The 24,588-nt window shown below is 49.7% G+C and carries 20 protein-coding genes; 13 read left to right on the plus strand and 7 right to left on the minus strand.

Translation table 11 applies throughout. The features are described 5' to 3' along the window. Window positions 1-32: 32 nt before the first annotated feature. Complete coding sequence (locus H6F88_RS03070) at window positions 33-5,189, minus strand: LpqB family beta-propeller domain-containing protein (protein WP_190641266.1); 5,157 nt, start codon at window positions 5,187-5,189, stop codon at window positions 33-35. A 47-nt stretch (window positions 5,190-5,236) separates the two neighbouring features. Here H6F88_RS03070 and H6F88_RS03075 point away from each other — a divergent pair, with 47 nt between their 5' ends. The 6 genes from H6F88_RS03075 to H6F88_RS32570 all read left to right on the plus strand — a co-directional run bounded on the left by H6F88_RS03075 (window position 5,237) and on the right by H6F88_RS32570 (window position 10,772). Beyond that, entirely contained in the window at window positions 5,237-5,416 is a 180-nt protein-coding gene (locus H6F88_RS03075) for a hypothetical protein (RefSeq protein ID WP_190641267.1), read from the plus strand. Window positions 5,417-5,913: 497 nt separating this feature from the next. Then, the gene (locus H6F88_RS03080) at window positions 5,914-6,318 is read left to right on the plus strand and encodes a tetratricopeptide repeat protein (protein ID WP_190641268.1); all 405 of its coding nucleotides are present in this window, start codon (window positions 5,914-5,916) and stop codon (window positions 6,316-6,318) included. Window positions 6,319-6,371: 53 nt separating this feature from the next. Further along, window positions 6,372-6,590, plus strand: a complete 219-nt coding sequence (locus H6F88_RS33090; RefSeq protein ID WP_242050366.1) for a hypothetical protein — start codon at window positions 6,372-6,374, stop codon at window positions 6,588-6,590. Beyond that, window positions 6,587-8,092 (plus strand): GTPase HflX, encoded by a 1,506-nt coding sequence (gene hflX, locus H6F88_RS03085; protein WP_347277655.1) that lies wholly within the window; start codon window positions 6,587-6,589, stop codon window positions 8,090-8,092. Before H6F88_RS33090 ends, hflX begins: the two co-directional genes overlap by 4 nt. 113 nt (window positions 8,093-8,205) lie before the next feature. Beyond that, on the plus strand, window positions 8,206-9,135 hold the full coding sequence (locus H6F88_RS03090) for a 2OG-Fe(II) oxygenase (protein WP_190641269.1): 930 nt from the start codon (window positions 8,206-8,208) through the stop codon (window positions 9,133-9,135). A 515-nt stretch (window positions 9,136-9,650) separates the two neighbouring features. Next, entirely contained in the window at window positions 9,651-10,772 is a 1,122-nt protein-coding gene (locus H6F88_RS32570; RefSeq protein WP_199333422.1) for a cistern family PEP-CTERM protein, read from the plus strand. 74 nt (window positions 10,773-10,846) lie between these two features. On the opposite strand, the gene rsmH is transcribed toward H6F88_RS32570, so the two are convergent. Next, window positions 10,847-11,767 (minus strand): 16S rRNA (cytosine(1402)-N(4))-methyltransferase RsmH, encoded by a 921-nt coding sequence (gene rsmH, locus H6F88_RS03100; protein WP_347277656.1) that lies wholly within the window; start codon window positions 11,765-11,767, stop codon window positions 10,847-10,849. Between the two features lie 427 nt (window positions 11,768-12,194). On the opposite strand from rsmH, the gene H6F88_RS03105 reads away from it, so the two are divergent. From H6F88_RS03105 to mdh, 7 genes are all read left to right on the plus strand, one after another. Beyond that, the gene (locus H6F88_RS03105; RefSeq protein ID WP_190641271.1) at window positions 12,195-12,761 is read left to right on the plus strand and encodes a hypothetical protein; all 567 of its coding nucleotides are present in this window, start codon (window positions 12,195-12,197) and stop codon (window positions 12,759-12,761) included. Window positions 12,762-13,129: 368 nt separating this feature from the next. Continuing rightward, window positions 13,130-13,918: a hypothetical protein gene (locus tag H6F88_RS03110; RefSeq protein WP_190641272.1), complete on the plus strand. Its 789-nt coding sequence runs from the start codon at window positions 13,130-13,132 to the stop codon at window positions 13,916-13,918. A gap of 79 nt (window positions 13,919-13,997) precedes the next feature. Next, the gene (locus tag H6F88_RS03115; protein WP_190641273.1) at window positions 13,998-14,648 is read left to right on the plus strand and encodes a DUF6391 domain-containing protein; all 651 of its coding nucleotides are present in this window, start codon (window positions 13,998-14,000) and stop codon (window positions 14,646-14,648) included. A gap of 172 nt (window positions 14,649-14,820) precedes the next feature. Then, window positions 14,821-15,204, plus strand: coding sequence for a photosystem I reaction center subunit IV (locus tag H6F88_RS34290; protein WP_190641274.1), 384 nt, complete (start codon window positions 14,821-14,823; stop codon window positions 15,202-15,204). Between the two features lie 166 nt (window positions 15,205-15,370). Next, entirely contained in the window at window positions 15,371-16,234 is an 864-nt protein-coding gene (locus H6F88_RS03125) for a DNA-formamidopyrimidine glycosylase (protein ID WP_190641275.1), read from the plus strand. Between the two features lie 59 nt (window positions 16,235-16,293). After that, window positions 16,294-16,509: an NAD(P)H-quinone oxidoreductase subunit O gene (locus H6F88_RS03130; RefSeq protein WP_190641276.1), complete on the plus strand. Its 216-nt coding sequence runs from the start codon at window positions 16,294-16,296 to the stop codon at window positions 16,507-16,509. Between the two features lie 107 nt (window positions 16,510-16,616). Continuing rightward, the gene (gene mdh / locus H6F88_RS03135; RefSeq protein WP_190641277.1) at window positions 16,617-17,588 is read left to right on the plus strand and encodes a malate dehydrogenase; all 972 of its coding nucleotides are present in this window, start codon (window positions 16,617-16,619) and stop codon (window positions 17,586-17,588) included. A gap of 59 nt (window positions 17,589-17,647) precedes the next feature. Here mdh and H6F88_RS03140 read toward each other — a convergent pair whose 3' ends face one another. The 5 genes from H6F88_RS03140 to H6F88_RS03160 form a co-directional block, all read right to left on the minus strand. Beyond that, window positions 17,648-18,145 carry a RidA family protein gene (locus tag H6F88_RS03140; protein WP_190641432.1) on the minus strand — a complete coding sequence of 166 codons (498 nt, stop codon included), beginning with the start codon at window positions 18,143-18,145 and terminating at the stop codon, window positions 17,648-17,650. Window positions 18,146-18,369: 224 nt separating this feature from the next. Next, complete coding sequence (locus H6F88_RS03145) at window positions 18,370-19,980, minus strand: flavin monoamine oxidase family protein (RefSeq protein ID WP_190641278.1); 1,611 nt, start codon at window positions 19,978-19,980, stop codon at window positions 18,370-18,372. A 421-nt stretch (window positions 19,981-20,401) separates the two neighbouring features. Then, a complete protein-coding gene (bioD, locus tag H6F88_RS03150; RefSeq protein ID WP_190641279.1) occupies window positions 20,402-21,112 on the minus strand; it encodes a dethiobiotin synthase in 711 nt (236 codons plus the stop codon). Window positions 21,113-21,180: 68 nt separating this feature from the next. Continuing rightward, entirely contained in the window at window positions 21,181-23,079 is a 1,899-nt protein-coding gene (locus H6F88_RS03155; RefSeq protein ID WP_190641280.1) for a serine/threonine-protein kinase, read from the minus strand. 186 nt (window positions 23,080-23,265) lie between these two features. Next, window positions 23,266-24,381 (minus strand): esterase-like activity of phytase family protein, encoded by a 1,116-nt coding sequence (locus H6F88_RS03160; RefSeq protein ID WP_242050367.1) that lies wholly within the window; start codon window positions 24,379-24,381, stop codon window positions 23,266-23,268. Window positions 24,382-24,588: the final 207 nt, after the last annotated feature.

A 24,588-nucleotide genomic window follows, 5' to 3' on the forward strand; every position in this document is an offset into this window, starting at 1 on the left:
TGTCGCCTGTTTTTATCAAAACGACATAACCATTAGTCCTGATTAATCTCAAGCGTTGGGCAATTATCAGGAGCCAAGCGTAAATAACGAATGCATTCCTCATCGGTTAGCTGACGGAAACTGCGATCGCGGGCAAGCTCCAGCAGCATCTCCCAGGTCGCAGCCCATAAATTCACCTGCCCTTGCTCGGTTAATGTGGCAACGTACTGACCATCTGGGCTAAAGAAAGCCCGACGAATCAGCTTTGGCTCAGCTCCCGTGTAGGTTGGGTGAAGCTGTGCCTTTTCTACACCCGTTTCTGCATCCCAGATGCGGGCAGTGCCATCTGCCCCGGCGGTAACGAGCGATCGCCCATCAGGACTAAACTGGGCATCTAAAACCAACCCTCGGTGCCCTGACAAAATTACCTTGAGCGCTCCCGTTTCTACATCCGTCACTCTAGCCGTGCTATCCCAACTAGTCGTTACCACTTGTTGTCCATCCGGGCTAAAAGCGGCACTGCTAACTGCATCTTGATGAGACAGCACCTTGGCTGTTTGCCCAGAAGCCACCTGCCAGATTCGTGCCGTTCGATCCAGGCTGGCAGTAATAATCTGCTGTCCATCAGGACTAAACTGCGCCTGCTGAATCATTGCTTCATGTCCATGCAAAGTCTGCAACAACTGCCCTGACTGCACATCCCAGAGGCGGGCAGCAAAATCATCTCCCAAGCCCAACAGCAGTCGACCGTCCGCACTAAAAACTAACTGATGAAAAACTGCAGGAATATCTGAGTGCCGCAGGCTAGAGGTAGCGTTATTACGAACTTCTGCAACCTGTACGCTCTGAATCCGTTGTAATGGTTCTGCGATTTGGCTCGACTGGTTTCGACGAATTTCAACCCATCCATCACTGGTTGCAGTTGCAATCATTTGACCATTTTGGCTAAAAGCAACGCTGGTGAGCACAATTTTTCCAGTTGTCGTTGCAGCACCTGCGGGTTGTAGCTGTCCCATTCTTGCCCCAACTGCCGCAACAGGCGTTTCAGAAGCAGGCGCTTCTGCATTCGGCGAATTAGTCTGAGAACCCAACAGCGATCGCCATCCAGAAGCTGTCAACCGCTGCCAAAAGTTTTGTGGCTGAATAGAGGTATCGATTTGAGCCGTGCTAGCAGAAGGTAGCCCCTGATCTAGATCTACCGCCAGAGTAGGATTAGCAACCGAGTTGGGAATGACCTCCCAGCGTCGCAGTGCCCCATCCGCTGTAACTGTCATAATGCCTGTCGGGACTGCTGAAGCGGTATTTGGCTGAATCTTAGAGTCAGAATTGCCTCCTATCAACATGGAGGATGGATTCAGGTTGATGCTGGGGACGCTATCTGCCGTGGATGCACGTGCGCTCAAAGGTTCCGCTGGTTGAACAAAGGCTGCCCACTGGACTAGCGCATGAGGAATATGGAGCGTCGGCAACTCACCACCCAACTCTGCTGACCACAAGCGCACCGTGCCCTCTTGACTAGCTGTAACGAGATAAGCACCGTCCGGGCTAAATTGCGCTGTAGTAATGGCAGCATGATTCCCGCGTAGTGTACCTGTTTGGCTCCCCGTTTGAGTGTCCCACAGGTAGATACTGTAGGAAACCTCCTGGTTAACCTGCGCTCGATTTGTGGTGATGATTTGGCGACTGTCAGGGCTAAATGCGATCGCCCCTATCCCTTCATCTTGATCCGTTTGGGCTACCCCTTGGCCAGTGAGTCTGGACCGAAGCCGTCCAGAGCCGACTTCCCAAAGCCAGGTCTGGTGACTGGTGCTTGTTGTTGCCAGGAGTTGTTCATCCGGACTAAACAACACTTTTACAACGGGGGCAATCGGGTTGATGCCTGGTGTGGGTTGGGTTGATGCTGACTGAGTGGTGCTGGGTGGTCGATCAACCGAGGTGTTTTGAGTCAGAGTGTGGCGCAGTTGTCCAGTAGCAATTTCCCAAAGTCTGACTTTGCCATCATCGCAGGCCGTCGCGATCCAGCGTCCCTTGGGGCTAAAGCTGGCGCTGTTTACTGCATCTGGATGCTGCAAGGATTTGATGAGTCTTGCGGTTAAGGGAGCGGTTGGGGATGCAGCCGCCAGTTGCCATAGATAAGCAAAGCCATCAGCCCCAGCCGAAAGTAGACGTTGCCCATCGGAGCTAAATTCCAGGCTGTTGACTGCTCCTGACTGAGTGAGACGAACCTGAAGCTGACCTGTTTCGGCTTGCCAAATGGAGATACTTCGATCAGTGCTGGCTGTGGCAATCCACTTTCCATCAGGGCTAAAGCTTACTTGAGTGACGGCTTGAGTTGCTTCGATCTGTTGGATCAAATCGCCAGATTCAACTGACCAAATTTTGATTTGGGGTGAATTTTGGGCGATCGCCACCACCTGTTTGTTGTCAGGGCTGAACGCAACAGTGGTCAAGTTTGGTGTTGCTGGAGTTGCAGCGGCATCTGGCGAAGAAGAGTCAGACCAAGACAAAATCTTGAACGGCTGGATGCTATCAGTTTGAATGGTGTGAGAATGGACTGGCCAGAGGCGAATCGTGCCATCAGCACTAGCGGTCGCTAAATGGTTTTGGTTAGAACTGAAAATAACCTGGTGAACCGCAGCCTGATGCCCATGTAATTCTAGTTGCAGTCGCAAATCTTGTAGGGCAGCCCGCAAACTAGATTGAGCTTCGTAGGTTTGTCCACCCTGTTCTGCAGCTAAGCGACTAATCAGCAAAGCGGTCATGGGGTCGCTATCCGGTTCTTGCAAAATTGACTGGGCGATCGCCGCCCGTTCTCGCGATGTTGAAACCTGAAGCTGATAATCCTTTTCTGCCTGCGTTTGTACCGCTGTGCGGTATTGGTTAAACGTTACCAATAAGGCAACCAGCAAGACTGACGGTACCGCAATTTGCAGCGATCTCAGCTCCTTCCTGGCTCGGTAGCTCTCCTCTTGGCTAACGATGATGTAGCGCTGTGCCAAAGACGACAAATCATCCGAGTAGTGGCTGAGAAAATCTTCAGCATCAATTAACCGCCCGCCGCGCAGCAAGTATTCTACTCCTTTAGGCTGTCCTGCATTGTTCCACTCCTGGGCAACCTGCTCAATCCGTCGCTGTCGGCGTAAAACCTCCCGATTTTCGTCCAGCCAACTCCGCAGCAGTGTCCAGTTTCGAATCAGGGCTTCATGGGCGACATCAATCGTTTCCTGACAGAGCCAGGCTTGGGCAAAGCTGACCGTTGCCAGAGATTTTTCGCTAGCAGGATCATTCGCAGCGTCGTCCCCTTCAGCCGACTGCCAGCTCTCACTCTGGTTTGTCACCACGAGCTTTGCAGCAACTAACTTTTCTAGAGTCTGCTCGACCAATTCCCGTGAAAAAGCAGAATTTACCAATTCCGCTTTGAACACGCGCCGTCGGGTGTCCTCCGTTCCTTCTCCCAGTTGCGTTAGCGCCAAAAAAATACGCTTGGCAACACCCTGCTCTTCTAGCGATAGTCCATAAAAAATTTCGGTTGCGCGTTTTTGCAGGGTTCCTCTTACACCGCCTAATTCTGTATAAGCATCCAGGGTAAGGTAGGCAGTACCCCTGTCGGCGTCAATCTGCCGTCGCTGCCATAGCTCCAGTAAGGTATATTGCAGCAGCGGCAGTTCTCCGGGCGCACCAATCACATCTAGCAGCATGGTGTAGACCAGATTTGGCTCACAGGTCAGCCCTACTTTTTGAGCAGGCTGCATGATGGTTGCCTTGATTTGCTCATAGCTCAGCGGTGTCACAATCACCATGTTTTGCTCAATTTGCTGAGCCAACTTCTCGTAAAGAGAACATTTGCCAAAAAAATCTGCCCGCAGCACAATCACGATGCTGAGGCAGTCGCCCGCCACTTGTAGGGCTTGGGTGAGGCATTGAAAAAACTGGTGGCGCTCCTGCTCTGCCTGGGTTCCATGACTCAGGGTGAAGACTTCCTCAAACTGGTCAATCACAAGCAACAGGTGTGGACGTTTTTCAGCCCCAAAGGAGGAGGGGCGATCGCCCCCATTCCCCTGCTCGGTTAACAAGCTTGCCTGCACTAGCTGTGCCAGTCCGGCTCCGCCATCCTGCAAAAAGACCTCTGCTCGTCGAAGCTGCTCTGCTCGCTCCAAGTCAGAGACATTCAAATCTACAAAAGCAGATGCCAAGCTCTTGAGCGGACGGTGAGTTGGCGTGAGCAGCTTAATTCGCCAGCGATCGCTCCCCGAAAACTTTTTTCCTTGCCGCAACTCCCAAAGCAGTCCCGCCCTGACTAGAGAAGACTTACCGCTGCCCGACGCACCGACTACAGCAACAAAGCGTCCTCTTCTCAACTCATCAAGCAGCTGATCGGTTAGATCCTCTCGCCCAAAAAAGTACTCAGCGTGGGCTTCATCAAAAAATTCCAGTCCTCGATAAGGGCAGATGTCGGTTGATTGCAGCGGCTTCTTTGCCGTTGCTAAACTCTCACCCCGCGTCAAAATAATTTCGCTGCCTGAATTCTCAAACAGCGGTTGCTGCAATTCTCCCTTGAGGGCATCGTTTACCCAGGTGGTCAGGGAATGATTCGTGATAATCCCTGTCTCGCTGCGTTGAGGGTCTAGTCCTGTCAACAGGGCTTGGGTAAAGACACTATAAGGACTGTCTAATGACTCGTAGGCAGATTCGTATTCCCTGGATGCTGCCATGAAGAGTCGGTCTGTACCGGGACGCGCTCCTGGATCGGCTTCCAAAAAGTTGAGAAATTCGCCGCTGTGGCAGCAATCTAGCAAAATGATTCGCTGGCGTACTGGACTCTCTTGCAGCAGTCGTCGCAGCCAAAACAAAGATAAGCCGTAAAACCCGACATCAGGATTGGAATCGCTGGGTGCCAGATAACCCTCTTGAATCCCGGCTTCTCGCTGAATGCCGTGTCCAGAAAAGTAAAATAGTGCTGTATGAGGGACGTTGCTACCCTTTGGCTTAAACAGATTGACTAGGGCAGTCTCTAGATCACGTAGGGTGACTGGAGTTTTTAACCCGACTTGGGGCTGCCCCGAACTAATGATTTCTGGCAGCCGATGAATACGAAACTCGCCTTGAGTGTGCAATTGTTGGGCGATCGCCTCGGCATCCCGGGCTGGAGCTTGTAAGCCAGACAAATACTGATAGGTATTAACTCCGACAACAAGTGCATCCCGTGACATTAATCTAGTTCCTTATAAAGCAGCGTAATTTTTCAGTAGCTTTTGGAATGCCCTGGACGGTCAAGGGGCAACTTTTGCTAGACCTGATCCTTACAGGCAAGAATGCCCGTTCAGCAGAGAATAATCGCGAATTCGGTACTCTGCCATTTCTTCTGAAGGTCTTTCCGGTGCCTTACCTGCTGCATCACAGCCAAGCAGAACCAAAGAGCTTTGTCGAAGACTTCTAAGTTGAGCCGTTTGAGGTTTCTGAACCAGATTGTTAATTTGAATGAACCCGCACGTCTGAAAGTGGACAGTAAAGCTTATCTGAGCGATGGTCAAATAATTAGATTTCCTAGTGATTTAAATCATCTCAAAAGAGAATTTTGCACCATTATGATGACCGTCTAGAAGAGACGATAGCGAACAGATTAATTCTTGTAAAAGGGGGTGAGAACCCTTGCTGACAAATAATTGCTTACGCATTGATGAAATTTTAATAAAGACGATTCTACTAAATTGGTTTTTATTGAATCTCTGAAATCAAACTTTTAATTTTTTGTCGTAATTTGCTTTCTCGACTAAAGAAATACCTGTATAAGTTACTAGTTAGCTATAAAAAACTTTATTGATTTAAGTAAAGAGGTGAGTAAGATCACTGATTTTAAGTGAAGATAGAAGGTCAATACTGAGCTATAGACTGCCATAAGCTCGGTCTTTCAAAACCCACATCGTTGGGATCGGTATGGATTACCCTCCTCCTAATTTCGACAAAGTCCTAGCAGCTCAAACAGATAGCAGTGCGGTTTGGGTCGCTCGAGGTGATGCGTTGGCTCGTTTAGGTCGCTATACAGAAGCGCTTGACAGTTTTGATGAAGCCCTAAAAATTGACCCAAACGACTGTGCTGCTTTAGTGTTTCGCGGGGTTGTGCTGATTCATCTCGAACGCTATCAGGAGGCTCTATCGAGCTGTGATAGAGCATTGGAAGTTCAACCCACCCATTCAGAAGCCTGGATTTTTCGAGGGGCAGCGCTGCACCGTCTCGAACGCTATCAGGAAGCCTATGCTTGTTATGCCAAGGCACTTGGAGCTGAGCGGCGATCGCTCTGGCAAAGGCTAACTCAAGCCTTAAAAAAACTTTGCCCCTAGTATTATGTCCTGGTGATGCGTCAAGCTCTACTTGGGTCGATAGAATAGATGCGTTGGGTTCAGCAATTAGTGGTCGGTTACGCCTATCGAAACTATTTACGGCAATCTTCAAGGTCTCAAGCCGAGTCAGCTTAAGCAGCTTCAACGGCTCTATCATCAGCGGCTACCGGGCGATCGCTTCACTACGCCTGAGTTTGCTCAACGTCTTGCTGCAATCAGCAGTGATATCGATCAGCCAATCTGCACCTATGTCAACCGCAGAGGGCAGGTGATTCGAGTTGGGGTAGGGACAGTCGGCAAAACTCAAATTCCACCAATGGAACTGCCACGCTATGGAGCTGAGCGGCTTTCTGGAATTCGTTGCATTGCTACTCAGCTAAAGTCTGAGGTTCCTAGTGATGCAACTCTGACTGCAATGGCGCTTCAAAGACTAGATGCACTGGTTGTTCTCACACTTTCTGGGAGTGGCTTTGAGCGAAGAGGGGGTGGTGCAACAGGGTACGTTCAAGAAATATATTTAGCCCATCTAGTGCCCCATCCAGAAGTAAACTGGACTGTTTCTCCGCCTTTAAGCTTGGAGATGCTGTCTCAGCAAGATTTTTTAGAATTAACCGAAAGTTTAGAAGAAGAGTTTCGGCGAGAATATGTTGCCCAGCAGGTCAGTCCTGATCAAGACCGGGTGTTGCTAGTTGGTGTGCTGACCAGTGAACTCACTCCGCAGCGCTTTCAAGATGGCTTGGCAGAGCTGTCAAGGCTGGTTGAAACGGCTGGTGGTGAAGTTTTGCAGATTGTGCAACAGCGGCGATCGCGACCTCATCCCCAAACCGTTGTGGGTGAAGGTAAAGTCCAAGAAATCGCTTTGACTGCTCAGACCGTAGGTGCGAACCTGATTGTGTTTGACCGAGACCTGTCTCCTGCCCAGGTCAGAAACCTGGAAATGCGGATCGGGTTGCGGGTTGTCGATCGCACCGAAGTAATTCTAGATATCTTTGCTCAGCGTGCTCAGTCCGGCGCAGGCAAACTTCAGGTCGAGTTGGCGCAGCTAGAGTACATGATGCCGCGACTAACCGGACGCGGACGAGCAATGTCTCGACTCGGCGGTGGCATTGGCACCAGAGGACCAGGTGAAACGAAATTAGAGACAGAACGACGGGCTATTCAGCGACGCATCACTCGCTTACAGCAAGAAGTTAACCAGCTACAGGCACATCGCTCTCGCTTACGCGGACAGCGTCAGCATCAGGAAGTGCCCTCAGTTGCAATTGTGGGCTACACCAATGCTGGAAAATCTACTCTGTTAAATGTGTTGACCAACGCTGAGGTTTATACAGCAGATCAGCTCTTTGCAACGCTCGATCCCACGACTCGGCGATTGGCGATCGCTGACCCCATCACTCACGAAACGCTCTCCATCGTCCTGACAGATACCGTTGGCTTCATTCATGAACTGCCCCCATCGCTCATGGATGCCTTTCGCGCCACCTTAGAGGAAGTCACCGAAGCGGATGCCTTACTGCATGTAGTAGATCTTTCCCATCCAGCATGGCAAAGTCAAATTCGCTCAGTCATGGCAATTTTGTCTGATATGCCAGTAACGCCTGGTCCAATCCTGTTGGCGTTTAACAAGATTGATCAAGTAGATAGTGACACGCTCACTCTGGCTCAGGAAGAATTTCCTCAGGCAGTGTTTATTTCGGCGGGCGATCGCCTCGGTTTAGAAACCTTGCGCCAACATCTTGCCCAACTCGTTCACTATGCGACCTCAGCCTCTTAGGTCATAACCCAGAGACTTAAATGGAAACGCGCTAAAACCGTGTTTTCATCCAAAACGTTTTTGATTTTCATCTGGTCAGTCCTTAGCTGAATCGGTCAATTCAAAAGACAATCATGGAATCCACATCCCAATCCCCCTTACCAAAAGAGATCCGGGTCAAAATCCTACTGGCTGGAGGACATGAATACACAGTAGCCCTTTCACCCGACGCACCCTTGCTACACAGCCTCATCTCAGCCCTTGTGTCTCGTGCTCACGGACAAGAAACGGGTTCCAGAGGACTCTTCCAAATCCCGATTGAGCAAGGTCGTTCAGGGCTTTGCTTTGCCAGTGAACAGCTAGTCGGATTGGTGACAGAACCACCCGTTTTCGTCCAGCAAAACCAAACTGCTCAACCCCAGACGGAACAACCTGTGCAATCTTGGGCAAATCTAGTTCAAAAGCCGACCTCTCCCAGCATTATCCCTTCAGAATACGTTCAAATTGATAACTTCTTAGGTACAGAAGAAACTAGCCGACTGCTAAATTTTGTTTTGAGCAAGGAAAAAGCCTTCGTTCCTACTAGCACTTCAACAAACGACATCAACTACCGGCGCTCTATGGCGCTTTATGATTTCCCAGAATTTTCCGAACTAATAGTAGAACGTATTCAGAAAGTGATTCCAGATGTGCTACACAAGCTAGGTTTACCCCTCTTTGCGGTTTCTCAGATAGAGGCTCAGCTCACTGCACACAACGACGGTAACTACTACAAAATTCACAATGACAACGGCAGCACAGATACAGCAACACGAGAGTTAACCTACGTTTACTACTTCTATCAAACGCCAAAACCTTTTAGAGGTGGCGAGTTACGAATCTACGACAGCAAGATTGAGAATGGTTTTTTTGTAGGAGCAGAAACCTTTAAGACTGTAGACCCCCGCAACAATAGCATCGTCTTTTTCTTGAGCCGCTGTTTGCATGAAGTATTATCCGTCCATTGCCCTTCTCAAGCATTTGCTGATAGCCGCTTCACTATTAATGGTTGGGTTCGACGTTAACCTGGCTGCTCTGTCAGGGTGCTTAGTCATCACTTCATAAACTCAACCTCTCGCGAGCAATGTTTAGAAACTCAACATTATCAAAAGATCAAGTGATAGTACGTACCAGGGTAATCAAAGTCTTGGCGATCGCCCCTTAAGCACTAGCAAATTTAAGAGCGGATTCTACTGAGTGAATCAGCAAAGAATTTATTTAGGAGAGTTGTGAATAAGGCAGCATGTCACCACAGGATTTACCTGCTCTGTAGCTAAATCCTGGAATACTGTAGCTTTATCCGCCCTTCGTGAGTGGATAACCTAGCTGTTTGTACTGATTAAAATTTTAGATCGCAATTGGAAATAACCTATTTTGTGTTGAAAGAGAAGACCTGTAAAACTACTGAAAAATCCCAGCTTATGTGGGTTTACAGAGCTAAAAAACTAGTTGAAGATCGTGTGAAAGTCCTCAAAAATAGGATGTGAAAGTTTTGCCGAGGGCATGATGAAGATGTAACTTTAGATACGCCTAAACTTCGATGTCTAAACCTTCTTCGCGGCAAGTCCTTGGGTTATCTGTTTTATCAACTTTAGGACTGTACTCGCTCTTAGCTGCTTCTCCGGCTTCAGCTTTCGTACTTAACGGTGGTAACGTTACAGTGAGTGCCGACGATGCAAATCGCTCGTTTGACATCTTCTTTGATGGCAGCATTAACGAAAAATCTGTTTCTGGGCTTTCTTCCAAAGCGACCTTTACTTTTTTAGGTTTCTCCTCAGTTGGAAAAAACACTGAAGCAGCTTTCAAAATTTTGCTTAGTAATACCTCCAGCAATGGTATTTCCTCCAGAAGTTCTGCTTTAGGCTTTGATGTGAATCAGACCTTACTTGGAGTTGGTCACTCTGACAATGCTGGTAGCACAAGGGTTTCTGGGCTTTTTAGTAACGATGGAGAAGGAGCATTTCCTAATCAATTTGGTGATCTTGATGTGTGTTTCACCAACGGTAATACTTGCCAGGGTGGTCAGAATGGCGGTGTGTACACAGGTTCATCCGATAGTTTCCTGCCTATCCTTGCTTTTTCAGGTAACGTCAATACCTTCACGTTGAGCAACTTTGGTGTCCGCTATCAAAGTATCAACGGCAATGGCTTTAACGATGACAGTGGAACAGGTCACGGATCTTCTCCCCCTCCGGTAGTAGTAGCGCCAACACCCACTCCAGCGTCTCCGATTGTAGTAGCACCCACTCCCACACCCCCGGTTGTAGTAGCACCTACTCCAGTACCTCCGGTTGCAGTAGCACCTACTCCAGCGCCTCCAATTGTGGTTGAGCCTACTCCAGGGCCTCCAATTGTGGTTGAGCCTACTCCAGGTCCTCCAATTGTGGTTGAGCCTACTCCAGCACCCCCGGTTGCAGTAGCACCTACTCCAGTACCTCCAGTTGTGGTCGAGCCTACTCCAGCGCTTCCTGTACTTCCAGTTGTGGTCGAGCCTACTCCAGCGCTTCCTGTACCTCCAGTTATGGTCGAGCCTACTCCTGTTCCTCCGGTTGCTGTAGAGCCCGCTTCAGATTCAACTCCTCAGTCTGTACCTGAACCGGGTACTGTTGGAGGTCTAGTGATGGCTGGTCTAGCATTGCTCCGCCAGAGAAGAACCCGTTAATGGTTTAGTTTGGCTGTAGTTGTGAAACGTTAAGAGAAAGATGGAGGACGGGAAAACCTGTCCTCCATCTTTCTTTATACTTCTGCCAGTCGCTCTGCTAGCCTCAACTTGGCTGAACGCGATCGCACATTTCGCTTCATTTCTTCTTCCTGCGGCACCATCGGCTTTTTAGTTAGGACTCGCAATAGCTCTGATTCCTTAAAGGAGTGTTTGACGATGCGATCTTCCAGGCTGTGAAAGCTGATGATGCCGATTCGACCACCGGGTTTTAGCCAAAGAGGGGATATTTTCAAGAATTTTTCCAAAACAGCCAATTCCTGATTTACAGCAATTCGCAGTGCCTGAAAAACACGAGTTGCTGGATGAATTCTGGCATATCGATACGACTTGGGTACACAGTAAAAAATCGTTTCGGCTAGCTCAGTTGTAGTTTTCAGGGGTCGCCGCTCAACGATGCGTCTGGCAATTCGTCGAGAAAGGCGTTCTTCGCCGTAAACGTAAAAGATATCTGCTAACTTTGCTTCATCCCAGTGATTAATCACTTCAGCCGCAGTTAGCGATTGCTGCTGATTCATTCGCATATCTAGCAGTGCTTCATGCCGAAAACTAAAGCCTCGCTCTGGAATATCGAATTGAGCCGAGCTAACTCCTAAGTCTGCAATGATGCCATCAAACTGTACGTCTCCTGGACTGTAGTCAGCAAAGTTGCTGTGCCAAAACTGCACTCGTTCTTTAAAGTCAGCTAGCTGAGCTTGAGCTGCTGCTAGTGCCTGCGTATCCTGGTCAATTGCTACCAGACAACTTTCTGGAGCCGCTTCCAAAATCAGTCTGCTGTGTCCACCTCCGCCAACCGTTGCATCTAGGTAAACGCCTGCTGTCCGTGTTAACACTCCCTCAATTAACTCTTGACTCAAAACAGGAATATGAGCGAAGGGAATATCTCCCCTCTCGCTTAATTCGGGACCATTGGAGGAATCAGTAACAGAATCAGACACAGTACTTAACGGCATTCAAAATTTAGCGGCATTCAAATATAGCAATACTATTGAGCTACGGTTTTGGGACCTAAACCTGACTTGCGTCCCCTAACCGCAACCCCTTCGAAAACCAAGTAGGGTTTTCAGAGCATTTTCCAATGATACTGAATTGGCATCAACGCGATGTGCATTTCTTTCGAAGCTTCTGCTGAAAGAGAGCGTGATGTGAAGTTCTGACTCAAAAAAATCAAATTATCTAGAATTCTGCGTAAAATCACTGATTTCCAGTTAATTTCTTAAAGAGCTAGGGCATTCTGAAGGATGGGCATTCTTAGTAGAACATCCTCAAGAGACACGATTGCTAGGCTGCTGACAGCGCATTTCTGACGTACGTTTCTGGCAATTTGTCTCTATTGACACCTCAACCCGCTAACTTACCTGCATTATGCTTAAATTTTTGCGTCCTGCTCTCATCTTGTCTGCTGTGTTGCTTCCATTGCTAGGCGATAGCCATACCCCAACTCTTGCTCAAGAGCGTCAAGGCTGTTTTATGGTCAACGACGTTGGACGGTTAGTTGACCTATCTGACATCTGTCCTTCTGCTGCCCCTGTTCAAATTGCCGAACAGCAAACCCTAGGTACCGGCGATATTCAAGTAACTCTGAGATGGACATCCACCGATGACTTGGATATGGCAGTGACTGACCCAGCGGGACAGACGGTCACCTACTTTAATCCTAGCGTGGCTTCTGGAGGGCAACTCGACGTGGATGCTAATGCTGGCTGTGGGGAAACGGTCTCATCGCCAATTGAAAATATTTTTTGGCCTCCTTCACAGGCTCCTGAGGGAGACTACACGATTGAGGTTAACCTGTACACTCGCTGTGGTACGACTTCAGGTCCGATTTCCTATACTTTGACATTGTTGGTTCAAGGAAATACTGAAACCATTACAGGCACAGTAGATGACCGAAATCCAATTGCTACCCATCCGTTCTCCTTACCTCAATAGATAGCAGTAGGCAGCAGTGGGGCAGAGGTATTGGAATTTTTGAGCAACTGGCATCTGTGTATTTCCTGAGCTTTCTAAGCTTTTGTATCCTCACCTGTATATTTGAAGACGTGCCTTTTGTGTGAAAGCTTCTGGTGTATGAGAGCTTTCACACAAAAATGTTTTGGTTGGAGGTTAGGAAACGCTGTACCAATGCGGTTTTTTCCTATTCCTGTTCAAAAGCTAATTCGATATACGACTATAAGTGCGTTGTAAATGCGTATAAGCTATGTTATGTAAACACAATGGTTTTTCGAGATTAGTCTTCTGAGATTGCTAGAGGACATCTGAAACGGCACTGGATTGTCTATCTTCTGGGGGAACTGGGAATGCGTCAAATTTCGTTTATCGCGTCTATAGGGATGCTAGCCCTCTCGCTGGGAGGATGTGCCCTCTTTTCAGGTGGCAGCGACACGGCTGTGGAGCCATCTCCTGGCACTACGGTTGAAACGGTTGAGCCTGCGCCTGGTGCTACTGCGACTCAGCCTTTTTCTGAGCCACCCGTAGTTGATGGGCAGACCTCACCCACAGGTACGCTTCCACCAGATTTAATTGGTTCTACGGACTCAGACCAGCGGGTTCAAGGAATTCAAAGGAATCGTCCAGACCCGTTTGCTTTGCTGCCTACCAGTCCTGTAATTCAAACTCCTCCGGTTGTTGCTCAAGCTCCAACTACATCCCCAGGACAAACGGGCACTCGGTTGCCCAACGTCCCATCTGGTGGAGGTGGAGGTGGGGGTGGACAATCATCCCGTCCCGGCAGTCTTGCCCCCATTCCAAGCTTAGTACCGCAGCGTCCTGCTCCTCCACCCCGCCCTCAAGCTGACCTTGCCAGATTGGTTAAGGTGACAGGCGTTGTGCAAATTGGCAATACAACTCACGCGATCATCAGTGCCCCTAATGAGCCAAGTAGCCGCTACGTCCGGGTTGGGCAACGGCTTTCTAACGGTCAGATTTTAGTTAAGCGGATCGAGGTGAACGCAGGATCTGAACCCATTGTTGTACTGGAACAGAACGGCATTGAGGTGGTTAGAGCGGTAGGAGAAGGTGGGGCACCCGCGCAACCGACCGCATCAGCGATCGCTTCTCCTCAAGTGGTGGCTGTAGGGGTTGAATAATTGTGACAAACTGAGTGTAAGGTTGAGGCTTCGCTAGAGTGAAGAGAAATCTATTTGAATCTGCCGCTGGAGGCTCGTTATGGCGATCGCTAGTTCCCCCAATGCTAGCCGTTCACCCTTTGATTTCTCGCCAGAGGCGACTCAAGATAGTGCCCTGCTTCATCAGCTAGGTTTCATTCCAGGGTTAAAAGAGATTTTGATGGTGCGTCAGGTTCACGCTTTGGAACACGCCACCATCTGGCTTTTAAGCGGCAATTTACCAGATGATACTGTTGCTCCCCCAACTCTGATTGCAGGGAGCAACAGCTCTTTGGGTGGTATGTCTACTGATCAGGGTTTTTATGTCTACGGTACGGTTACCTCAATGCAGCTACGGCGAGCTGCCCACTCAGCATTGCTGCGCCTCGTCAATGGTGAGTGGGATTTAGCCGTACATCCCCGCTGTGGCACGAATTTGTCGGTAGGAATGGTGATGGCTGCTGGGTTAGTGCTTGGCGTGCCCTTGGTGCTGCCACGCAATCCACTGGAGCAATTTTTAGGAATGGGGTTGGCCGCAACAGCTGCCACGCAGCTTGCTCCTGAGATTGGTAATCTGGCTCAACGATATGTTACGACTGCGATTCCGTTCAATCTGGCGATTGAGACTGTTAACTCGTTGGGCGATCGCCAGGGTCGTCCAGTTCACTTTGTGCAGGTGCGATGGGTTGAGCAACCGTTGAACTCAAACTGATCCGGCAGGGACAAGTAATGAAAAGCTTTGCTTCATTTCTTTCTCTAACTTTGTAGGACTATAGGCACAGCAATAAAACTTAAAGACTGAAACAGTCTGAAAGTCCTGCCAGAGTAGTACTCTGAAAGACAATTACTGTATGAGTTAAATAATTACCCGAAAGGAAAAGCTCATGGTACAACGTGGTTCTACAGTCCGAATCCTTCGCAAAGAATCCTACTGGTACAAAGATGTGGGTACGGTTGCGTCTATTGATCAGAGCGGCATCAAGTATCCCGTCATTGTTCGCTTTAATAAAGTTAACTATGCTGGGGTCAACACCAACAACTTCAGCATGGATGAAGTTGTTGAAGTACAGGGTGCAGCTAAGCAGAAGGTTTCTAAGACTCCATCTGCTGATGCAGCTTCTGGTGGTAAGCAAACCACTATCGATACTAGAACTCGGAGAACAGGACAAGGGGCAGGACAGTCCACCAAAGGAGCAGCAGCAGAGGCTCCTGGAACGGATCAACCTGACAAGGAAGGTGCTCCCAATCAAGGTACAGAATCTCGTTAAAAATTGCGAAATGAATTAACTCGAATGCCTTTGGGCGAGAGTGTAGGGAACCTATGCACTTGCCCGAAGGCATTCAAGTTTTCAAGGTGTAAGCTTTTATGCGCTCGAAAGCATTCGATTTTAATAGAATGAATTTACTGGAGTGTGTTGCAGGCTGGGTTGAATTGTGCCCGAATTACCTGAAGTTGAAACGGTTCGACGAGGTTTAAATCAGCGAACTTTAAACCAAGAAATTGTGGGTGGAGATGTGCTGTTGTCACGCACGATCGCCCATCCCCCTCTACCGATCGCCTTTTTAGCAGGCTTGCAGGGAACGGCGATCGCTCAGTGGCATCGGCGCGGCAAATATTTGCTAGCAGAGCTATATCAAATTTCTTCCCCCCCAGGGCAAGCTCAATCTGCGGGATGGTTGGGGGTGCATCTGCGGATGACGGGACAACTGTTGTGGCTCCATCAGGAGGAGCCATTGCAAAAGCACTGTCGAGTCCGTCTATTTTTGGACGGGCAGCAAGAACTGCGGTTTGTAGATCAGCGAACCTTTGGGCAAATGTGGTGGGTGCCGTCCGGTACCCAGCCTGAAGTGGTGATGACAGGGCTGCAACGATTGGGTCCAGAACCCTTATCGGCAGACTTTTCGGCTGAGTATTTGGCGACACGATTGCGCGATCGCCACCGCCCCATCAAGAATGCGCTGCTCGATCAGATGTTAGTCGCTGGAATTGGCAACATTTACGCCGATGAGGCCCTCTTTCTGAGCAAGATCAAACCTAAAACTCTTTGTTCTGCGCTCAAGCCGCGCCAAGTGACAGCCCTCTATGCGGCCATTGTGCGCGTTCTTCAGGACAGCATTGATGCGAGAGGAACAAGCTTTAGCAATTTTCGAGATGTGGAAGGCGTTAATGGTAACTATGGCGGCGTTGCTTGGGTGTATGACCGTAAGGGAGAACCCTGCCGCACTTGTGATACTCCAATCGAGCGGTTGAAGCTAGCGGGGCGATCGGCGCATTTTTGCCCCAAGTGTCAGCGCTAAGATTGGCTAATCAGCACATACAATGTGAAAGAACGCAAGATTACTAAATAACGTGGGTTATGGCAGTTAAAAAGGGCGATCTGGTTCGGGCTGTGCGGGAAAAATTGGAAAATAGTCTGGAAGCACAAGCCAGCGATACACGATTTCCACCCTATCTCTTTGAGACCAAGGGAGAAATCGTAGACTCGAAGGGAGATTATGTGCTGGTTAAGTTTGGGCATGTGCCTACGCCAAATATGTGGCTGAAAGCCGATCAAGTAGAAAAATTTGAATAGCTCCTGTCTCTAGATAGTCTGTGTCTCTGATTGGTCCCTGACTATCTAGTCATCTTCTAGTCATCTTATTGATTTGCGATCGCTTTGCCGTGTCGTCTTTTTTGATCATGAATTTTCCTGATGCGATCGCCTCCACTTCTACCCGTGTCTCAGTGATTGGAGCGGGGAATGTAGGCAGTACTCTGGCTCAACGGATTGCTGAAAAAAATTTGGCAGATGTTGTGCTGCTCGATGTCATAGCAGGCAGACCTCAAGGCGTAGCACTGGACCTGATGGAAGCTAGAGGCATTGAAGGTCACGATCGCCAGATTGTGGGCACGGTAGACTATGCCGACACGGCAGGCTCTAACATTGTCGTGGTTACTGCTGGGTTGCCTCGCAAACCGGGCATGAATCGGGATGACCTAATGCGAACTAACGCTCAAATTGTGGTGGAGGCAACGAAGCAGGCGATCGCCCATTCACCCAACGCCATTCTGGTTCTTGTCACAAATCCATTAGACGTAATGACTTATCTGGCGTGGAAAGCCAGTGGTCTACCCTTCTCTCGGGTCATGGGTATGGCAGGAATTCTGGATTCTGCCCGTTTTCAGACCTTCATTGCCCTGGAGTTAGGTATTTCTCCAGCGGATGTTAGCGCGATGGTGTTAGGCAGTCACGGCGACTTGATGGTGCCCCTGCCCCGCTACTCCACTGTCAGCGGCATTCCAATTACAGAGCTATTAGATGCCGCAACAATCGAACGCTTGATTGAGCGAACCCGTAACGGTGGGGCAGAAATTGTAGAACTTATGCAGACTGGAGGCGCATATTACGCTCCGGCTTCTTCAACCTGTCGCATGATTGAAGCAATATTGCTCAATCAGTCTCGCCTGTTGCCCGTTGCATCGTATTTGCAGGGCGAATATGGGTTAGAAGACATTTTCATTGGCGTGCCTGCTCGGTTGGGCAGTGGTGGCGTTGAAAGTGTTTTAGAACTGGACTTGACGGATGCTGAACGGACTGCCCTATATAGTTCTGCTGAATCAGTTCGTCAAAAGACCCATCATGCATTAGAGATGCTGAAGGGTTCAGTCTAGTTGCGAACAAGTTGGGTTTCGCTTTGCTCCACCCAACCTACAAATTCGAGCTACAGATTTTAGGAACGAGCGGCCATGACTTCGATTTCGACTAGCCAGCCTGGATCAACCAGTCCAGCTACCTGCATCGTCGAGCGAGAGGGGAGGTTGGGTTGCTCCTCAGTGCCAAAAAACTGGGTGTAGCCTTCCATGAATCCAGCAAAATCCATTGCGCCGCCATTGCTGGGATCACCGACCAGGAAAGCCTGCATTTTGACCACATCTCCCATTGTCATATCCATACTTTGAAGAATTGCCTGGATCTTTTCGAGGACCCCAATAGTTTGAGTTTTGGTATCGCCATAGGCGGCGATGGAGCTTTCTGGGGCAGTTTCATCAACGACGGGTGGCACCTGTCCACTTAAGTGAACGAGTGCTGCATTGGGTGGCGTTTCGACGGCAAGAGCGATGGGGAAGGTGGAGTTGGGAATGGGATAGCGAACTACTTCCTGAGCCAGCGTGCGGTGAGGGGTGAGGAGGAGGAGGGCGATCGCCACTCCAACCACCACCAATGGCATAAAAGCAACCTTGCTCCACGATCTCAGCACTGATTTGAACTTTTTCATTTCCATAGCCTCATGTAGAGACGCGATCAAGAGCGTCTTTGCAGAATATAAATTGCCACAACAAATGCCTTAGGGGAGATTCTGTTTCGTCAAAGTAGCAGGAGCCATCTCACCCATTGGCATCACAAGGCAGAGCCTTGCCACAAGAATTTTCCTAAACCAGTCAGAAGTTTTGCTTATGCTGCCAGCGTTTGGGCAGAAATTGCCTGAACGGCTTGATGGGCAGAGAGGACTGCTCCCTCCTGCCATCCGGTCAGGTAACTGAGATGCTCCCCAGCCAGGTAGATTGGACCATCGGGCTGATTGAGCAGGGGGTAGGCAGTTTCTAGTCCGGCTTCTTCCCATTCAATCCATCCGCCTCGACTATAGGGAATTTTGTCCCAAGCAATGCTAACTCCCTTGTCAAATGAAACCTCACTGCCATAGCCAGGATGAATCGTTTCCCCGTCCTCGATCGCTTTGCGGAGCCGTTCCTCATGAGACATTGCCCCGATTCGCTCACCAATGTCGTTGTCCCAAATGTAGGCACCCACAATGACTCCTTTTTCTTGCTGGAAGCCCGTTGCCGGATACCAGATTTGAGTTATGTCTCGCTCTGTCCAGGAAATGCCGCCGTAGATGCCGTAGTCTTCTTCCCAAAAGCGGCGATTGGCTTGGAAACCAATTTTCATTGCCTTGGCGTAGGAAGCGGCTCCTATGGCGATCGCCTCCTTAAAGGCTGGCGAAAAGTCTGCCTCAACGTCATTCAACACGGAGAGCGGGAAAGTGCAGATGACGTAATTCGCGTCTAATGCTCCTTGGCTACCTGAAGCTTTGTCGGTGTAGACAATTCGCACCCCTTCAGCCGTTTTGCGAATTCCGCTCACTTCAGTGCCGTAAGTAATCAAATTACCCACCTGCCGCTCAAAGCCTTTGGCAATTTGATCCATTCCACCTACGGGTTGCAGCATGGTTGCCGCTTGGTGATAGCCCTCACCAAATTGCATCTTGTATTCCCAGAAGGAGGACTTTAGCAAATCTGACAGGTCAAGTGGCTCGTATTGCTCACCTGCGGTTAACCCAGCTCCTGGTCGCGTACTGTATCCTGCTCGGCTAGACCCCTTGTAGAGATAATCTGCATCCAGTCCACCAAAGCTCGAAATCATTTCCAGAATGCGTTCCCGGTCTTCGGTTGAGATTTCCTGATCTAACGCATTTCGGCTTACGGCTTTGGCTAAAAGTTCTGCAATGTAGCCCCGGCTGTCATTAACGACTCGACGATTGAGAACGGGTTCTCCACCAAACGCCTGATCGTCCTGAAAGTAAGCTGCCCGATTTTCGTTGACAATGACTTCTAGCGGTACGCTAAACTCTTTGCAGTATCCCAACAATCCTGTGTGGTGATAGGGAATCCGAGCCGGTCCAGGATTAATGTATAGGTGATCGGCCGCATCAAAGGTGCAGGTTTGGCTGCTATCGGTTTCTGCAATCGTGTCGCCGCCACGAATCGTCCAAATTCGACCACCGGGGCGATCGCGGGCTTCCAAAATGGTGCACTCATAGCCTGCTTTAGAGAGTTCATAGGCGGCTGTCATACCCGCAATTCCGGCTCCCAAAATGGCAACTTTAGTTCCACTTCCTGAACCGCTGGGTAAGTTTGGACGCTCAGCCGCTTTAGCAGGAGAACGGGTCAATCCCATTGCTTTCATCGTGGTGAAAACAGCCGCAGCCCCACCTGCTCTTCCTACTAATTTCAGAAATTTACGGCGCGTCGGAGAAATTTTTCTCCGAGTTGAATGCTGATTCATGGATTTTTCTACGCTCTAGAAATTTTCCGTACAGCTGCTTTCAAATAAGTACAGTATTTCTATAACCCAACTAAAATCCTTTAGCAGTAAAGTGCCAATACCAATTCTCTTCAAGGCTGGATATTTTGGAGCGTGCCCCGCGTACGCGGGGCACGCTCCAAAATATCCAGCTTCATGTAGAAACGGTATAAAACAAAGCTTTTAATGGGAAAATCGTCCTGGTTTTAGAAACTGTACTAGTTCAAAAACAGTTGTTTCTCTGCTTACGGAATAAGAGGCTAACTTCTATTTTTTTGTTACGATGTATCGCCGAATGCTTTTTTGAAAGGCTGTAATTTACATTTACAGAAACATCTATAGCTGAGAAATTTACGCTGTACAAATAGCGTTTCTCCTGACAAGCATTTTCTCAAGCAACAAATTAGAGATTAGCCATACCTGGTGAGTAACTCATAACGGGCATAAATCTTTCCAGGTTTAGGTTAGAAGCAACCTGAGCAAGCTTATGCAGATCGGTGGGGTCATCTAGATGAGGAATGCAGCCCAACACTGGTTTTTGGGTAAGTGACTGAATCAGTTTGGTGGGTGCCCAATTGGCAATTTCTTCGTCGGTACAAGGTTTAACGCAGTTGAGAATGATGCCTTTGAGGTGTACCCGAGACTGTTGAGCAAGAGCAGCGTTAGCGACAGCTTGAGAAATCGCCCCTAACCTCACAGGCACCACCAGCACCGTTGGCAGTCGCCAATCCCACGCTAAATCAGCCACAGTGGTTTCATGGGTAACCGGTGAACCCAACCCACCTAAAGATTCAACCAGGACAAAGTCTCGCTCTTGCTGCAGGGTTTGAAACTGCTGCCAGACCTTTTCAAGCTGAATTTTGCGACCTTCGCGATCGGCAGCGATTGGGGGTGCTAAAGGGGCTTCAAAGTAGAGTGGCGTAATTTCGTCGGCAGACTGCTGCAGGGTAAACAGGTGAGTATAAAGTTCGCGATCGCCCTTCCCCGACTGAAGCGGCTTCATAATACCGAGCCGCTGTGAGCTGCAATAGGTTTGCCAGTAAGCTGCCAAAGCGCTCGTTAAAACAGTTTTTCCGGCATCCGTATCGGTGCCTGCAATCAAGAGGGCGTTCAAGCGTCACTCCACTTTTAGTTAACAATTCACAATCAGGAACTATACCCTTCTGGTGCTTTAACAGAAGCCTATTCTGGTGGCGGTTCCGTGGGAGCCGTCGCACTAACGCCTAACGTAAAGTCGGTTTCGTCGGTGGATATTACTTCTACAATGTAATCGCCACCGTCCGGCACCTGGAAACCCCAGAAAACTACATTTGAGGCATCAGGCACCGGTTCACCATTGGGGAAAAGAATATTGAGGGTAGCCGCACCGTCTATAATCTCGGCGGAAAAGACTTGCCCTTCCTGTACGTTGACCAGGTAGCGTTTGGTAAGGCGATCGCTCACCGTATCGCTGACTTCTACACCCTCTGAGCCCGCCGGAAAACTCAAGCGTTGTGTATCGACCTGAGGCTCGACTGGAGTTGGGCTAGGGCTGGGTGTTGGAGTTTCAGTTGGGGTCGGGGTTGGTTCTGGCTCCGGTTCTGGAGCCGCTTCCAGGCTGAGGTCTAGTCTATAGTCACTTTCCTCGACTCCTCGGACGGGCCTTAGCTCAAGATAGTATTCACCCGTGAAATCAAGTACTCCCTGCCACTGCTGGACTCGCTCAGCGTTGCCCTCCACCAAGTCTCCATTGGGGGCAAAGACGCTGAGCAATACTCCCTCACCGTTAATTGCACCAGACAGAGTTTGCGCTTGCTCGGCAGACACAATGTAAGTTACAACCTCATTTTCTCTCAGTGTTCCCTCAACGCTGGTCGTATCTCCTGGCGCAAGGTTCAGCCGCTGACTGTATTCAACGGGTTCGTCAGTTGGAGTTGGGGTTGCTGTTTCAGTTGGGGTCGGCGTTGCAACGGGTGTGTTGTCAGACCCATTGCGGATCGCGCTAACCACCGCAAAGGTGGTTATCAACGTGACAATTGCCAGTCCGGTGACAATTCCAGCTACCGCCCAAGGATTGTCCCAGACAGAGGTTTCTGTCTGAGTCGGAATGACTGGCCCTGCAGCCCGACGGGGTGCATTGGAGCTGTGGGCTGTTGGCTCTGGACGGCGACCTACTGCCACGGTTTGCATTCGAGAAGTAGGGTTGGCTGCCTGAGTTGCTGAGGTTGGGGTCGGTGGGGGTGGGGGTGTAACGACCGAAGGGTTAGCTAATGCCTGGAGCGCTTGCGCTACCTCACTGACAGATTGGTAGCGATCGCCCGGACGATAGCTCAGCATTCGATTCAACACCTGAGCAAAACCAGGATTTACCTTTGCCCACTGCTGCCAGTACCAGGTAAGGCTGCGATCGTCATACAATTCCTGGGGCTCTTTGCCCGTCAGCAGCACTACTGAACTAACCGCCAGCGCATAGAGATCGCTATTAGGGTAAGCCCGTCCCGACTGGATTTGCTCACTCGGCGCGTACCCAATCTTGCCAACGGTGGTCGGCTGATGCTCTGTTTCTGCTGGTTGGACACGAGTGACAATTTCTTTGACTACACCAAAGTCAATCAGCACAGGCAGATGATCCTGCTGCCTGAGAATGATGTTGTCAGGCGCAATATCTCGATGAATAATTCCTTTGCTGTGAATGTGCGCCAACACGGGCAAAAGCTGCTGCATCAGTTGCAGCACCTCGGCTTCTGTAAACGCTTTACCTTGCGCCTTCCGCTCGTTGAGTAGGGTACGGTAGGTCTTGCCTTCAACGTAGTCTTGTACGAGGAATAAACGCTGATTTTCTTCAAAGGTGGCACGAAACTGCGGAATTTGAGGGTGCTGAATCTGATAAAGAATCGCGGCTTCCCGCTGAAACAGTTCCTTCGATTTATCTAAAACGTAAGCGCCACTCTGCGATGGGATGAACTCCTTCAGCGCACAGCGCTCGTTAAATCGTCCTAAATCTTCTGCCAGATAGGTACGACCAAACCCGCCTTGCCCCAAAATGCTCGACAAGCGGTAGCGATTTTGTAAAACAGTCCCGGTGGGAATGGGTGGTTGCATGACAGATGATTCACTGAGATCTCACAAACAAATAGGAACAAGCTCCGCCAAGTTAAAATTGCGGATGCTCATTGCTCCAAGATCTTGAGCGTATCGCACCAACAGCAATTCGCCAACTGACTTGCTGAGTAGTTTGAGTAACGCCAGCCCTATTGCCTTGCGAACACCTCATCATACCAGGGAAGGTCACGCCCCGCGCTGCAACCCATTCAGGCGAAACAGCAAAAATTGGGTGAACTGATCCGAGTTGAAGTTGTCATCACTCACCAGCAGCAAACTTTGACTGCCATCTGGTAACTGCGGCCCCAGCACCATACCTTCTAGGTTGTCCAGGGGAATGCCTAAATCTGCCAGGTCGAGCAACAGCCGCTTGCGAATGGGTTCGATGCCGCTCAAGTCTCTACCTAACCTAGGAATGCCGGATGTATCTGTGGCTCCGCCTGTAGCTAGCTCAAAAATGCGGGCACCCGCTCCGGCAACGCCAAAAGAGTGTTCCATGCTCAGGAAATGACCGCCTTGGTCTAGCACAAGTAACTCAGTCAAACCATTCACCGTGAGCAGTGGTGGCGCATCGTTGGGATAAAGGTATTCCGCGATCAGCACAGGTAGCTCGTTGCCAATAAGATAGTGCAGAAAGCGACTGTAGTTGGGTCGTTCTGACGCTTCTGTCTCGTCTAAGTTGACGGGTCGGCGGTCTTGTTCCAGCTCTGCCTCGGTTGCAGCAAATAGGCGAAACGGTTCTAGCCAGGTCGTGCTAAAGCCTCCAGGATTGAGCGTTAGGGCTTCAAACCCAAGGTTATTTTGCACGCCCTGGGGCTGATCCTCCACAGTTTTAGGGAGATAGCGTTCTGGAATCGGCAAGTGCTGCTGCCATGCGCCTGTCGCCAAGTCAAACTCGTCTATAAATGGAGGAATGCCATCAGAGGCAACGCCTTCGCTGGAGATAAAGACCGTTTGGCGGGGAGAGAGGGCAAGCCCTTCAGGATCAATGGTGCCCTGGGCAAAGGGTTCTCCGTTTTCTCCAAGTAAGGTGGTTACTTTCTCGATTTCAACTCCAGCGATCGCCACCTCCCCAGACTCATTACTCAAATTGAGCTTGAGCGTGTAAAAGCGAGCCGGGGCAAATTCACTGCGATCGTCTGAGAGAACGTAGAAGCGATCGCCCTGCCTGTCATAGGTAAGTGCTGAAAGCCCACGCACGGGTGTGTCTTGAAACACCGTATCGGTCGGCAATCGATATTCACCTAAGAAATCAAGGGAAAGGTCTAAAAAGAGTCGCTCCTCGGCACTGACCTGAGGCAAAGTACAGCCTGCAAGGAGCAGTACTGTAAAACTGAGAAGTAGAACTCTTAGAAAAGGGAAAAACCGTTTCAACACTTTAGAAATACCCAAATGCCCCGCCGGAATGCACTGTCTGTATCTTAGCGAAACAGTGTTTTAGCGGAGGGGCGATCGCCTTCCCAACCGAGTCAGGGGTAAAGCGATTTACCATCCTAGCCAACCCAAATT

The organism is Oculatella sp. FACHB-28 (genome assembly GCF_014696015.1).
Lineage (GTDB): Bacteria > Cyanobacteriota > Cyanobacteriia > Elainellales > Elainellaceae > JAAUTN01.

Bases quoted from the DNA above. Each gene is read 5' to 3' on its own strand.
- H6F88_RS03155 (WP_190641280.1), bottom strand. From the start codon at position 23,079: ATGCAACCACCCATTCCCACCGGGACTGTTTTACAAAATCGCTACCGC.
- H6F88_RS03115 (WP_190641273.1), top strand. From the start codon at position 13,998: ATGGCGATCGCTAGTTCCCCCAATGCTAGCCGTTCACCCTTTGATTTC.
- H6F88_RS32570 (WP_199333422.1), top strand. From the start codon at position 9,651: ATGTCTAAACCTTCTTCGCGGCAAGTCCTTGGGTTATCTGTTTTATCA.
- H6F88_RS03090 (WP_190641269.1), top strand. From the start codon at position 8,206: ATGGAATCCACATCCCAATCCCCCTTACCAAAAGAGATCCGGGTCAAA.
- H6F88_RS03130 (WP_190641276.1), top strand. From the start codon at position 16,294: ATGGCAGTTAAAAAGGGCGATCTGGTTCGGGCTGTGCGGGAAAAATTG.
- mdh (WP_190641277.1), top strand. From the start codon at position 16,617: ATGAATTTTCCTGATGCGATCGCCTCCACTTCTACCCGTGTCTCAGTG.
- H6F88_RS03145 (WP_190641278.1), bottom strand. From the start codon at position 19,980: ATGAATCAGCATTCAACTCGGAGAAAAATTTCTCCGACGCGCCGTAAA.
- H6F88_RS34290 (WP_190641274.1), top strand. From the start codon at position 14,821: ATGGTACAACGTGGTTCTACAGTCCGAATCCTTCGCAAAGAATCCTAC.
- H6F88_RS03080 (WP_190641268.1), top strand. From the start codon at position 5,914: ATGGATTACCCTCCTCCTAATTTCGACAAAGTCCTAGCAGCTCAAACA.
- H6F88_RS03070 (WP_190641266.1), bottom strand. From the start codon at position 5,189: ATGTCACGGGATGCACTTGTTGTCGGAGTTAATACCTATCAGTATTTG.
- H6F88_RS03140 (WP_190641432.1), bottom strand. From the start codon at position 18,145: ATGCCATTGGTGGTGGTTGGAGTGGCGATCGCCCTCCTCCTCCTCACC.
- H6F88_RS03110 (WP_190641272.1), top strand. From the start codon at position 13,130: ATGCGTCAAATTTCGTTTATCGCGTCTATAGGGATGCTAGCCCTCTCG.
- H6F88_RS03105 (WP_190641271.1), top strand. From the start codon at position 12,195: ATGCTTAAATTTTTGCGTCCTGCTCTCATCTTGTCTGCTGTGTTGCTT.
- H6F88_RS03075 (WP_190641267.1), top strand. From the start codon at position 5,237: ATGCCCTGGACGGTCAAGGGGCAACTTTTGCTAGACCTGATCCTTACA.